At 72.4% G+C, this 12492-nt stretch carries 13 protein-coding genes and 1 tRNA gene; 4 read left to right on the forward strand and 10 right to left on the reverse strand.

Annotated elements, in window-relative coordinates; all coding sequences use genetic code 11:
- Nucleotides 1–47: 47 nt before the first annotated feature.
- The 9 genes from dprA to ACWEOH_RS17015 form a co-directional block, all read right to left on the reverse strand.
- Nucleotides 48–1319 carry a DNA-processing protein DprA gene (gene dprA / locus ACWEOH_RS16975; RefSeq protein ID WP_452032945.1) on the reverse strand — a complete coding sequence of 424 codons (1272 nt, stop codon included), beginning with the start codon at nt 1317–1319 and terminating at the stop codon, nt 48–50.
- Entirely contained in the window at nt 1316–2857 is a 1542-nt protein-coding gene (locus tag ACWEOH_RS16980; RefSeq protein ID WP_452032947.1) for a YifB family Mg chelatase-like AAA ATPase, read from the reverse strand. Before ACWEOH_RS16980 ends, dprA begins: the two co-directional genes overlap by 4 nt.
- Nucleotides 2857–3213: a YraN family protein gene (locus ACWEOH_RS16985; RefSeq protein WP_452032949.1), complete on the reverse strand. Its 357-nt coding sequence runs from the start codon at nt 3211–3213 to the stop codon at nt 2857–2859. Before ACWEOH_RS16985 ends, ACWEOH_RS16980 begins: the two co-directional genes overlap by 1 nt.
- A gap of 118 nt (nt 3214–3331) precedes the next feature.
- Nucleotides 3332–3402 (reverse strand) — tRNA-Glu (locus ACWEOH_RS16990).
- A gap of 136 nt (nt 3403–3538) precedes the next feature.
- Nucleotides 3539–3862: a DUF2469 family protein gene (locus ACWEOH_RS16995; protein ID WP_130352672.1), complete on the reverse strand. Its 324-nt coding sequence runs from the start codon at nt 3860–3862 to the stop codon at nt 3539–3541.
- A gap of 6 nt (nt 3863–3868) precedes the next feature.
- Nucleotides 3869–4555 (reverse strand): ribonuclease HII, encoded by a 687-nt coding sequence (locus tag ACWEOH_RS17000; protein ID WP_148734752.1) that lies wholly within the window; start codon nt 4553–4555, stop codon nt 3869–3871.
- Between the two features lies 1 nt (nt 4556).
- Nucleotides 4557–5303 carry a signal peptidase I gene (gene lepB, locus ACWEOH_RS17005; protein WP_148734751.1) on the reverse strand — a complete coding sequence of 249 codons (747 nt, stop codon included), beginning with the start codon at nt 5301–5303 and terminating at the stop codon, nt 4557–4559.
- Nucleotides 5304–5392: 89 nt separating this feature from the next.
- On the reverse strand, nt 5393–5740 hold the full coding sequence (gene rplS, locus ACWEOH_RS17010) for a 50S ribosomal protein L19 (RefSeq protein WP_148734750.1): 348 nt from the start codon (nt 5738–5740) through the stop codon (nt 5393–5395).
- Nucleotides 5741–5936: 196 nt separating this feature from the next.
- Nucleotides 5937–6455, reverse strand: a complete 519-nt coding sequence (locus ACWEOH_RS17015) for a hypothetical protein (RefSeq protein WP_452032951.1) — start codon at nt 6453–6455, stop codon at nt 5937–5939.
- Between the two features lie 87 nt (nt 6456–6542).
- Here ACWEOH_RS17015 and map point away from each other — a divergent pair, with 87 nt between their 5' ends.
- Complete coding sequence (gene map, locus ACWEOH_RS17020; RefSeq protein WP_452032952.1) at nt 6543–7310, forward strand: type I methionyl aminopeptidase; 768 nt, start codon at nt 6543–6545, stop codon at nt 7308–7310.
- A gap of 4 nt (nt 7311–7314) precedes the next feature.
- Here map and nirD read toward each other — a convergent pair whose 3' ends face one another.
- Nucleotides 7315–7665: a nitrite reductase small subunit NirD gene (gene nirD, locus ACWEOH_RS17025; protein WP_452032954.1), complete on the reverse strand. Its 351-nt coding sequence runs from the start codon at nt 7663–7665 to the stop codon at nt 7315–7317.
- A gap of 201 nt (nt 7666–7866) precedes the next feature.
- Here nirD and nirB point away from each other — a divergent pair, with 201 nt between their 5' ends.
- Genes nirB through ACWEOH_RS17040 form a run of 3 tightly spaced genes read left to right on the forward strand, consistent with a single transcriptional unit; the run spans nt 7867 to nt 12373 of the window.
- On the forward strand, nt 7867–10473 hold the full coding sequence (gene nirB / locus ACWEOH_RS17030) for a nitrite reductase large subunit NirB (RefSeq protein WP_452032956.1): 2607 nt from the start codon (nt 7867–7869) through the stop codon (nt 10471–10473).
- Entirely contained in the window at nt 10470–11246 is a 777-nt protein-coding gene (cobA, locus tag ACWEOH_RS17035; RefSeq protein WP_452032958.1) for a uroporphyrinogen-III C-methyltransferase, read from the forward strand. The genes nirB and cobA overlap by 4 nt, the downstream gene beginning before the upstream one ends.
- Nucleotides 11243–12373 carry a uroporphyrinogen-III synthase gene (locus tag ACWEOH_RS17040; RefSeq protein ID WP_452032960.1) on the forward strand — a complete coding sequence of 377 codons (1131 nt, stop codon included), beginning with the start codon at nt 11243–11245 and terminating at the stop codon, nt 12371–12373. The genes cobA and ACWEOH_RS17040 overlap by 4 nt, the downstream gene beginning before the upstream one ends.
- The last annotated feature ends 119 nt before the right edge of the window (nt 12374–12492 follow it).

The raw sequence follows: 12492 nt of genomic DNA on the forward strand, positions 1-12492 counted from the left end.
CCTCCTCGCGGTCAGCCTATGGCGTGCCTCCCGAGCTGCTCCGACGTTCACCCGGCACGCCGCCGACGCCAACCTCGCGCGTCCCGCACCGCGACACCCTCGGCCTCGAGCGATCCGAGCACCGACATCACCTCCGTCACGGCCAGGCCGGCGCGCCGCGCCACGTCGGCGAGCGGCCGCGGCGTGCGACTGCTCATGGCGTCGAGCACGCGGATCAGCCTCGGGTCGGCGCGATCGTCGGGAAACGATGCCGTGACGCCGGCGTCGCCGGATCCCGCCTCGCCGTCCAGGTCGATGCCGGCCTCGCCGCTCCAGCGCGGTCGACCGCCGGCCGCCACGAGCTCGGCCATCTGGTCGGCGTCGACGACGCAGACGGCGTCGAACTCGCGCAGCAGCCGGTGGCATCCGGCCGAGGCCGGACTCGTGACCGGCCCCGGCACCGCGCCCAGCGGACGTCCGAGGGCGGCCGCGTGCCCGGCCGTGTTGAGGGAGCCCGAACGCATGCCCGCCTCGAGCACGACGGTCGCCTCGCCGACGGCGGCGATCAGCCGGTTCCGCTGCAGGAACCGCCACTTCGTGGGCGCCGCGCCGCAGGGCAGCTCGGCGACGACAGCACCGGACTCGGCGATGCGCGCGAGCAGCGACTCGTGTCCGAGCGGGTAGTAGCGGTCGACCCCGCCCGCGAGGAACGCCACCGTCGTGCCGTCGCTCGCCAGCGCAGCACGATGCGCCATGCCGTCGATGCCGTACGCCCCGCCCGACACAATCGCGAAGCCGCGGTCGACGAGCCCCGCCGACGCCTCCATCGTCACGTGCTCGCCGTACCCTGTGGCCGCACGAGCGCCGACGAGCGCGATGGCGGGCTGCCCGCCCGCGAGCGCGTCGACGCGGCCGCGCACCCACAGGGCGAGCGGGGCGTGCGCGCCGAGCTCGTCGACGCCGCTCGGCCAGCTTGCGTCGCCCGGCACGAGGAGTCGTGCGCCCACCCGCGCGGCCTGCGCGAGCGACGTGACGAAGCCCCGATGATCGAGTCGCGGAAGCCAGCGGTCGCGCGCCGAGCTCGCCTCGCGCCCGTCGAGGTCACCGCCGGCCCCGACGACCGCGTCGACCAGCGCCTCCGCGGGGGCGCGGGCGAGCAGGTGCTCGGCGACCGCCGGCGCGCCCGCGGCGGAGATCGCGCGCCCGAGCACGCCGTCCCCCGGTTCGGCGACGAGTCCGAGCACTGCGCGTGCGAACGCGTCGAGCGATGGTTCCGCGCCGCGACGCACGGCGGCGAAGTCTGTCGCGGACGCTCCTGCGGCTTCGGTCAACAGCTTCACTGGTCGAATCCCCTCCTCAGGAACAGTGCGCGGCCGACATGCTCCCGGGTGGGCGCGACCGCCCCCCCGAGGTCCGCCAGGGTCCACGCGGTCTTCAGCACGCGGTCGTAGCCGCGCATCGTGAGGCCGCCGAGTTCGAGCGCCCGGTCGGCCGCGGCGCTCGCCCGACCGCCGGGATGCAGGCGACCGGCTCCGCGCATCCACGGGCCGGGCATCTCGGCGTTGGTGCGCCAGGGCGTGCCCCCGAGCCGATCGCGTGCGACCTGCCGCGCCGCGACCACACGGGCTCGCGCCTCGGCGCTCGACAGGCCGGGCCGATCGACGGCGAGCCGCAGGCCGGCCGCCGTGATGCGCGGCACCCACACCTGCAGGTCGATGCGATCGAGCAGGGGTCCGGAGATGCGCCCGAGGTACCGACGCCGCATGATCGGCGTGCACGTGCACTCCACCCCCTTCAGGCCATGGTTGCCGCACGGGCACGGGTTCGCCGCCACCACGAGTTGGAAGCGCGCAGGGAAGGACGCCACCGAGTTCGCCCGGTGGATGCTGATGGTTCCCGACTCGAGGGGCTGCCGCAGCACGTCGAGCACGGCCGACGGGAACTCGGGAGCCTCGTCGAGGAAGAGCACGCCGTGAGAGGCGCGCGACGCGGCACCTGGACGGATCAGGCGGCTGCCGCCTCCCACGATCGCGGCGGCCGTCGCGGTGTGGTGCGGTGCCTCGAACGGCGGCCGTACCGAGAGGGCGTCTCCAACCGAGCGGCCCGCGAGCGAACGGATCGACGAGACCTCCAGTGCCGCGTCGGGAGGCAGGTCGGGCAGGATGCCGGGCAGCCGGGAGGCGAGCATGGTCTTGCCCGCTCCCGGGGGCCCGAGGAAGTAGACGTGGTGACCGCCGGCCGCGGCGGTGAGCAGCGCGTCGACCGCGTCGTCGTTGCCCGCGACGTCGGCCAGGTCGCCGGCCGGCGCCTCCGCGTCGTCGCCGCGCGCCATGGCCGCAACCGGCTCCACCGGTCGCTCCTCGAACTCGCCGCCGTGCCGGATGGCCGCCTCGAGCAGCGACGCGACGCCGATCACCTCGACGCCGGGCACGAGCGCCGCCTCGGCGGCGTTCGCGGTGGGCACCATCACGGTGTCGTGCCCGGCGCGCGATGCCGCGAGCACGGCGGGCAGGATCCCGTCGATCGGACGCAGCCGCCCGTCGAGGCCGAGCTCGCCGAGGTGCACGACGCGATCGACGGACTCGACCGACACCTCGCCGGCCGCGGCGAGGCACGCCACGGCGATCGCGAGGTCGAAGCCCGATCCGTGCTTCGGGAGCGCGGCCGGCGAGAGGTTCACCGTGAGCTTGCGCGACGGCAGCGGGCAGCCGGCGTTGGTCGCCGCCGACCGCACGCGTTCCCGCGCCTCGGCGAGGGCCGCGTCGGGCAGCCCGATGATCGAGATGCCGGGCAGCTGCGACGAGAGGTCGGCCTCGACCTCGACGATGGAGCCCGCGAGCCCGAGGAGGGCGACCGAGCGGGTGCGTGCCACGGGCATCAGCCGATGCCCTCGAGGTGCTCGATCATGGCCGGCGCTTCCGTCGGCGCGAGCACGGCGACCGCGTCGATGCGGATGCGGGCCACCGGAGCATCCGTCGCCTCGCACCAGGCCACCGCGAGGCGTCGCAGGCGCGCGAGCTTCAGCGGCGTGATGGCCTCGAACGGATGCCCGAAGTCGTGGGTGGTGCGGGTCTTCACCTCGACGAACACCGTGTCGCGGCCGTCGCGCGCGACGATGTCGATCTCGCCGAGCCGGCAGCGCCAGTTGCGGTCGACCACCGTCATGCCGCGACCGAGCAGGTGGTCGACCGCGAGCTGTTCGCCGCGCCGACCGAGTTCCGCGTTGTGGGCCATCCGCACCACCTCCGCGACCAGCGTGGCGGCGAGAGGTCGCTCGGAACCGAGGTTCGACGCGCAGGTCAGACGGAACTCAGGAGGCCCTCGATTGTCGAGGACGAGTGCGGATCATTCGACGCGACGGCGGGATTCGAACCCGCGACGCACCCGATAGAGCATGTGCCCCGGTCCACCCGGAACGTCGCGATGCGGCGATGTTACCTTTTCGTTATCTTTCGCCGCGAGTCCTCCTTTCGGAGGACACGGAGGCCATTCGGGGGACACGAAGGCCCGGCCGAGGACGACCTCGAGGACCCGACGGTTCGCCGCGAACACCCGACGATCACTCGTCGAGCGCGAGCTCCTTGGGCAGCTCGAACTCGCGCGTCGCGAGCTCCTCGACGTTCACGTCCTTGAACGTGAGCACGCGCACGGACTTCACGAACCGGTCGGCGCGGTAGACGTCCCAGACCCAGACGTCCTTCATGTTGAGCTCGAAGTAGAAGTCGTGCTCGGTGTCGCGGCGCACCAGCTCCACCTCGTTCGCGAGGTAGAAGCGCCGCTCCGTCTCGACCACGTACTGGAACTGCGACACGATGTCGCGGTACTCCCGGTACAGGGCCAGCTCGACCTCTCGGTCGTAGTCTTCGAACTCGTCCTCATCCATCGTGGATCATCCTACGCCGAGCTCGAACAGCGCCGGCTCCGCCTCCGCAGGGCGCTCGTGCAGCCAGGTGTGGCGGTGCAGGTCGCTCGGCCCGTGCTCGTCGAGGGCGGCGAAATGGCCGCGGCTCGAGTACCCCTTGTTCTCGTTCCAGCCGTACAGCGGCAGCTCGTCGTGGGACCGTCGCATGCCGCGATCGCGATGCACCTTGGCGATGACGGATGCCGCGGCCACCGACGCGCAGTCGCGGTCGGCCTTGATGCGCGTCGAGACCTGGACCCGGTGCTCGACCGAGGCGCTCAGCCAGTCGTAGTTGCCGTCGAGCAGCAGCGGCGTGCCGAAGGCGATCTCTTCAGCCGCGGTCAGCGCCGCGAACGCCCGGGCGCCGGCGAGTCCGAGGCACGCCATGATGCCGAGCTCGTCGATCTCGGCGGCGGATGCCTCGCCCACCGCCCAGCCGCGCACCCATGCCGCGGCGCGCGGCGCCATGGCCTCGCGCTTGGGCTCGGCGAGCAGCTTGGAGTCGCGGAGCCCCGCGGGCATGCGTCGCACCGTCGGATCGATGAGCACGAGCCCGACCGTCACGGGCCCCGCGATCGCGCCCCGCCCGACCTCGTCGCATGCGAGCACCAGTCCGGCGCCCGTGTCGAAGAGCTCGCGCTCGACCTTGAGGTTCGGGATCGCCGACGGGCTCATCTCAGCCGGCCCCCTCGTCGACGCCCGCGAACACCTCGGGGTAGTTGCCGAGCCACGCCCAGTGGTCGATCGGCCAGCTCACCACGAACGCGCGGCCCACCACGTTGTCGATCGGCACGAAGCCCTTGAGCGGCGTCTCGGTGTTGTAGCGCGAGTCCTTGGAGTTGTAGCGGTTGTCGCCCATGACCCACAAGGAGTCGTCGGGCACCGTGACGTCGAAGTCGTCGCGCGAGACCTTGGTCTCACCCGGGGGAAGGGCCACGTAGGGCTCGTCGAGGGGCACGCCGTTGACGCTCATCTGGCCGAGCGCGTTGCAGCAGATGACGTGGTCGCCGGGCAGTCCGATGACCCGCTTCACGAGGTGGTCGTTCGAGTCGGGCGCCGACAGTCCCACGAACGCGAGGAACCAGTCGACGGCCGCGATGAGCGGCGGCTGCTCGGTCTCGGCGCGGGCCGGCAGCCAGCCGCCCGGGTCCTTGAAGACGACGACGTCGCCGTGCTCGATCGGCGTCACCTCGGGAACCAGCTGGTTCACGATGATGCGGTCGTCCATGACCAGGGTCTCCTCCATCGACTGCGATGGGATGAAGAACGACCTGATGAGGAAGGTCTTGATGAGGAACGAGACCAGCACCGCCACCAGGAAGATGACGAGCAGGTCTCGCAGGAAGAGCAGCGTGCTCTTCTTCCTGCGTGCCGATGTCGAGCCCGCGCGGTCGATCCGCGTGGTGCTGATTTCTTCTGTCATTTAACCGCCCGAGCTCCCCACCCAGTCTAGGGGTGGGGAGCTCGGGGAAATGACGCGGTCGCCCGCGACGCGCGGACGGATGCGACGGATCAGCTGTCGCGCTTCTCCTTGATCTTCGCCTTCTTGCCGCGGAGCTTGCGCAGGTAGTAGAGCTTCGCGCGGCGGACGTCACCGCGGGTGACGATCTCGATGTGGTCGATGATCGGCGAGTGCACCGGGAACTTGCGCTCGACGCCGACCTGGAAGCTGACCTTGCGGACCGTGAAGGTCTCGCGCACGCCCTCGCCCGAACGGCCGATGACGACGCCCTGGAAGACCTGGATGCGCGAACGGTTGCCTTCGACGATGTTGACGTGCACCTTGACGGTGTCGCCGGGGCGGAAGTCGGGGATGTCCGACTTCAGGCTCGCGGCGTCGACGTGGTCGAGGATGTGCATGATGGTTCGCTCTCTGCGCCCGCCACCGGTCGAACGCGGATCATGGATGGAAGTGTCTGGTGCCGCCCGCGCGATCGCTCGCACTGTGCGTGCTCCCCGGAGGCAGAGTCCTGCGGCGGCACAATCCTCTATTGTGCCATGTCCCGGCGCCGTGCGCCAAAGCGAGCCGCCGGATGCCGCCGCCCGCCGCCTGCTTTCAGTCCCGGACCTCGTGGATGATGATGACGTCGTCGCCACCGTCGTCGAACGGCGGACGTCGCACGGACGGGCCGCCCGCGGCATCCGTGCCGGACGCACCGGACTGCTGCGCGGCGAGGCGCTCGAACTCGGCCATGCTCGCCTGCACCCGACGGGCGCCGTCGGACACGAGCTGCCAGATGCTGCTCCAGAAGGCGCCGATCGCCAGCAGGATGGCGAGCACGCTGAGGATCGCCGTGCTCTCGCCGTAGAGGCCGACCCCGATAATCGAGAGGTGCCAGGCGCCGACGACGGCGACGTCGACCCACGACACGGCGCGCTCGGCGCGCACCGTCGGACGAGCCCACACGAGCAGCGCGATGATGCCGAGCGAGAGGAACGCGACGGGCACCGTGATGATGAGGCCCAGCGTGCCCCAGCCGCCACCGCCGAAGATCGCCCAGCCGACGCCGAGCCAGACGGGCAGCACGACGACGGCTGCGACCAGCCACCTCAGGAACGCCCGCCGGATGAGCATGCGAGAAGCGTATCGCCGCTCCCTGCACGTCGGCCGGGTGTTCACTCAGGGCGGACCCGCCAGAATGGAGGGCGGAAAGGGATGAGCGTGATCGAACTGAGGACCCCGGCCGAGATCGAGCAGATGCGTCCGGCCGGACGCTTCGTGGCGAGCGTGCTGGAGGCGACGGCGCAGGCCGCGGCCGTCGGCGTGAACCTGCTGGAGCTCGACGCCCTCGCGCACGAGATGATCCGCAAGGCCGGCGCCGAGAGCTGCTACATCGACTACCACCCCTCGTTCGGCGCGAGCCCGTTCGGCAAGGTCCTCTGCACGTCGGTGAACGACGCCGTGCTGCACGGACTCCCCCACGACTACAAGCTGCGCGACGGCGACCTGCTCAGCCTCGATTTCGCGGCCGCGGTGAACGGCTGGGTCTCCGATTCGGCCCTCTCGATCGTGGTCGGCACGCCGCGCGACGAGGACCTGCGCCTCATCGACACGACCCGGCGCGCGCTCGATGCCGGCATCGCCGCCGCGCGCCCCGGCAACCGCATCGGCGACATCTCACGTGCGATCGCGGATGTCGCGAAGGCCGAGGGCTACTCGATCAACACGGACTTCGGCGGGCACGGCGTCGGCCGCACGATGCACGGCGACCCGCACGTGCCGAACAACGGGCGCCCCGGACGCGGACTGCCGTTGAAGCCGGGACTCGTCGTCGCGATCGAGCCGTGGTTCCTCGAGACCACCGACCGCATCTTCACCGACCCCGACGGCTGGACCCTGCGCAGCGCCGACGGCTCGCGCGGCGCCCACTCGGAGCACACCATCGCGGTCACCGACGGCGACCCCATCGTGCTCACGCAGCGCGGCTGAGCCGTCAGGCGTCGAGCTCGACCTCGATCATGCCGCCCACCACGCGCGTGCGATAGGTGCGGAGCGCGAGCGACGCGTCGGTGAAGCACGCGCCCGTGCCGAGGTCGTAGACCTGCTTGTGCAGCGGCGAGGCGATCGTCGGCCGGTCGCCGCGCGAGCCCACGATGCCGCGCGCCATCACGGGCGCACCCGTGTGCGGGTCGTGGTGGTCGACGGCGTAGACCTCGTCGCCGGCGACGCGCACGAGCGCGACCTGGCGGGCGCCGAGCAGTGCGACCTCGCCCCAGCCGGGCTCCAGGTCGTCGAGCTCGCACGTGCGCTCCCAGGTGGTCGTCATCTCGATCGTCGGCACCATGGCGGTCTCCCCTCGTCCTGCCGACGACGCTAGGTTCCTGGTGTTTCCTCCGCGGCATCCGGGTGTTACCCCGACGTGAAACTCCCCTCACATCGGCACCCATCGCATGTGCGGATGCGTGCCCACGCGGTTACGTCGCCGTAACAGGGCGGAAACGGGCCGGTCGTAACGTCGCCTGCATTCCCAGCCATGGAGGCCCCCATGACCGAGACCACCCACACCCCCGCCGGGGTCCGCGACGTCGTCATCGTCGGCGGCGGACCCGCCGCGCACCGCCTCGCCGACAGCCTGCACGCCCGCGACGAGGAGCGCACCCTCCGCGTGACCGTCGTCGGCGAGGAGCTGCACCGCCCCTACGACCGCGTGGCGCTCAGCACGAGACTGGCGGATGCCGCGACCGACCTCACGCTCGAGCCCACCGCGATGTGGGACGAGGGCCACACCCGGCTCGTCACCGGCGAGCGCGTCGTCGCGGTCGACGCGGCGTCGCGCACGGCGACCACCTCGGGTGGACTGGTGCTGCCCTGGGACGAGCTCGTGCTCGCCACCGGCTCGAGCGCGCCGGTGCCCGATCTCCCGGGCCGCGATCACGCCCGCGTCTACCGCACCATCGACGATGTCGACGCGCTCGTCGCCGAGACGCGCGAGCTCGCCGAGCGCCACGGACGGCCCGCGCAGGTCGTCGTCGCCGGCGGCGGGCTCCTCGGCCTCGAGGCGGCCGGCGGACTCGCGAAGCTCGGGGCGCACGCCGCGGTGGTGCACTCGGGCGGCTGGCTCATGTCGGCCCAGCTCGACGAGGGCGCCGGACGCGCGCTCGGCCGGATCATCGCCGGACAGGGCATCGGCCTGCACCTCGGCACGCGGCCGGCCGAGGTCGTCGTCGAGGACGGCGCGGTCGTGGCCGTCCAGCTCACCAATGGACGCCTCATCGCCTGCGACCTCATCGTCTTCGCGATCGGCATCAGCCCGCGCGACGAGCTCGCGCGCGACCTCGGGCTCGAGCTCGGCCCGCGCGGCGGCGTCGCGATCCACACCTCCTGCGCGTCATCCGTCGCGAACATCTGGGCCATTGGCGAGGTCGCGAGCTTCGAGGGCCGCTGCACCGGCCTCGTCGCGCCCGCGAACGCGATGGCCGAGGTCGTGGCCGACCGCCTGCTCGGCGGCGCCGCCGAGTTCACGAGCGTCGACGACGCGACGAAGCTCAAGCTCTCGGGCGTCGACGTCGCGAGCTTCGGCGACGCGCTCGCCCGCACCGAGCAGGCGCTCGAGATCGTCTACGCCGACCCGGCGCGCGGCCTGTACCAGAAGCTCGTCATGACCGACGACGCGAAGACGCTCCTGGGCGGCATCTTCGTGGGCGACGCGTCGCCGTACGCTTCGCTGCGTCCGCTGCTCGGCACCGAGCTGTCGGCCGAGCCCGCCGCCTACCTGTCGGCCTCGGGCATGGAGGCGCCCGCGGGCGACGAGCTCCCCGCGGCCGCCCTCGTGTGCGCGTGCAACAACGTCACGGCTGGCACGATCCGCGACGCGGTGAACGGCGTCGGCCACGAGGAGGGCTGCACCGAGCTCGGCGCGCTCAAGACGTGCACCCGGGCGGGCACCCAGTGCGGCTCGTGCGTGCCGCTGGTGAAGAAGCTGCTCGAGTCCGAGCTCACGAAGTCGGGCCAGGCCATCTCGCGCGCGCTGTGCGAGCACTTCGAGCTGTCGCGGCAGGAGCTCTTCGAGAGCGTGCGCGTGCTCGAGCTCACCTCGTTCGAGGAGATCATCGGCCGGCTCGGCACGGGCCGCGGCTGCGACGTCTGCAAGCCCGTCGTCGGCTCGATCCTCGCGTCGCAGCACGGCTCGTACATCCTCGACGGCGGCCGCGGCGGCCTGCAGGACACGAACGACCGTGCGATGGCGAACATGCAGAAGGACGGCACGTACTCGGTCGTCCCGCGCATCCCGGCCGGCGAGGTCACGCCCGAGAAGCTCGCGGTCATCGCACAGGTCGCGATGGAGTTCGGGCTCTACACGAAGATCACGGGCGGCCAGCGCATCGACCTCTTCGGCGCCCGGCTCGACCAGCTGCCCGACATCTGGAGGATCCTCGTGGACGCCGGGTTCGAGTCGGGCCAGGCCTACGGCAAGTCGCTGCGCAACGTGAAGAGCTGCGTCGGCTCGACCTGGTGCCGCTACGGCGTGCAGGACTCGGTCGCGATGGCGATCAAGCTCGAGCTGCGCTACCGCGGGCTCCGCTCGCCGCACAAGCTGAAGTTCGGCGTCTCGGGCTGCGCGCGCGAGTGCGCGGAGGCCCGCGGCAAGGACGTCGGCGTCATCGCCACCGACCAGGGCTGGAACCTCTACGTCGGCGGCAACGGCGGGTTCCAGCCGGCGCACGCGCAGCTGCTCGCGAGCGACCTCGATGATGAGACGCTCATCCGCTACATCGACCGCTACATGATGTACTACATCCGCACCGCCGACCGGCTGCAGCGCACCGCACGCTGGATGGAGGACCTCGAGGGCGGCCTCGACCACGTGCGAGAGGTCGTCGTCGAGGACTCGCTCGGCCTGGCCGAGGAGCTCGAGGCGGCGATGGCCAAGCACGTCGACACCTACGAGGACGAGTGGGCGGCGACCCTCGCCGATCCCGAGCGACTCCGACGGTTCCGCTCATTCGTGAACGCGCCCGGCACGCCCGACCCGTCGGTGGCCCGCGTCCCCGAGCGCGGGCAGTTCCGGCCGGCGACCGCCGAGGAGCGCGAGCGCGGCGAGGCCGTGCTCGTCGCGGGCACCACGATCCCCGTGCGGGGGGCCGACGCATGACCGGCCGGGTGACCCTCGTCGGCGGCGGCCCCGGCCGCGAGGACCTGCTCACGCTCGCCGCGGTGCGTGCCCTCGCGGCCGCCGACGTCGTGCTCTACGACCGGCTCGCGCCGCACGACGGGCTGCCCGAGCTCGCGCCGAACGCCGAGCTCGTCGACGTCGGCAAGCGACCCGGCCACCACGCCATCCCCCAGCACGAGATCGAGCGGCTTCTCGTCGCGCACGCGCTCGCCGGGCGGCACGCCGTGCGCCTCAAGGGCGGCGACCCGTACGTCCTCGGCCGCGGCGGCGAGGAGGTGCTCGCGTGCCACCGCGCCGGTGTGCCGGTCGAGGTGATCCCGGGCGTGACGAGCGCCGTCGCCGTGCCGGGCGCCGCGGGCATCCCGCTGACGCACCGGGGCGTGAGCCACCTCTTCACGGTCGTGTCGGGCAACGCCCCGCTCACCGACGCGGAGCTCGAGCACCTCGCCGGGCTCGGCGGCACGATCGTCGTGCTCATGGGCGTCAACTCGCTGCCCTCGCTCACCGCGGGTCTCGCGCGCGCCGGCATGCCGGCCGGCATGCCGGTCGCGATCATCGAGCGCGGCTTCAGCGCCGACCAGCGCACGACCGTCGGCGACCTCTCCGACATCGTCTGGGCGGCCGGACGGGCGCGCGTGTCATCGCCCGCCGTGGTCGTGGTCGGCGAGGTCGTGCGGCTCGCCCACGACGGCGACGCCGCGGCATCCGAGCTCATGGAGCGCGCGGCCGGCTACGCGGCGGTGGCGACGTGACCGACGTCCTCGAATGCGCGCCGGGCTTCCGGCCCGACCAGCTGGCCGGATTCCGGATCGGCGTGACGAGCGACCGCCGCTCCGCCGACCTCATCGACGCGCTCGCCCGGCGCGGCGCGCAGGTCGTGCACGCGCCGACGCTGCGCATGACGAACGCGATCTCCGACGATCCCGTCATCGCCGACACGCGGGCGATCATCGCGGCCCGGCCCGACGTGCTCCTCGCGACGACCGCCTACGGCGTGCGCCGCTGGTTCGAGGTCGCGGATGCCGCGGGGCTCGGCGAGGACCTCGTCGACGCGCTCGCCGACACGGCCATCCTCGTGCGCGGCCCCAAGGCGCGCGGCGGCGTGCGCGCCGCCGGCCTCAACGACGTGGGCATGAGCGCGGAGGAGACCACCGAGTCCCTCATCGACGAGGTGCTCGCGAACTACCCGTCCGGGCTCACGGTCGCCGTGCAGTTGCACGGGTTCCTCAACCCGTCGCAGCTCGACCGGCTGCGCGACGCGCACGACCGCGTGCTCACGGTCGAGCCGTACCGGTGGGTGCAGCCCGACGACGGCGACGACCGCGTCGACCGGCTCATCGAGGCCGCCTGCACGGGCGGCCTGGACTGCATCACGTTCACGAGCGCGCCGGCCGTGCACGCCCTGTTCGGCGCCGCCGAGGCCCGGGGCCGCTACGACGACCTCGTCGACGCGATGTGCGGGCCGGTGGTCGCGGCCGCCGTCGGGCCCGTCACCGCGCAGCCGCTCGTCGCGGCCGGCATCGTGCCGATCCAGCCCGAGCGGTTCCGCATGGGGGCGCTCATCCGGCTCGTCTGCGAGCACCTCGAGTCGACGCGGGTCCTCCGGCTCGACACCCGGCACGGGCCGCTCGCGCTGCGCGGCTCGGTCGTCGACGTCGACGCACGACGGGTCTCCCTCGCCCCCGTCGCGCTCATGATCCTCCGCACGCTCGTGCAGGCCCGCGGCTCGGTCGTGGGCCGCGAACGGCTCGCGTCGGGCCTGCCGGGCACGAACGACGAGCATGCGCTCGAGGTCGCCCTCAGCCGCCTGCGCCAGACGCTCGGAGTGCCCGGGCTCATCGCCACCGTCGTCAAGCGCGGGTACCGGATCGATGTCTGAGAACGACCTCACACGGACGCCCGTCCCGGGTGAGCAGGTCGAGACGCAGGGTTTACCACCGGACCGATCCGAGGAAACACGCCGCCCATAGCGTCGGCTGCACGAGTTCCACCACGTGA

It is taken from the genome of Agromyces sp. NPDC004153 (assembly GCF_053603635.1).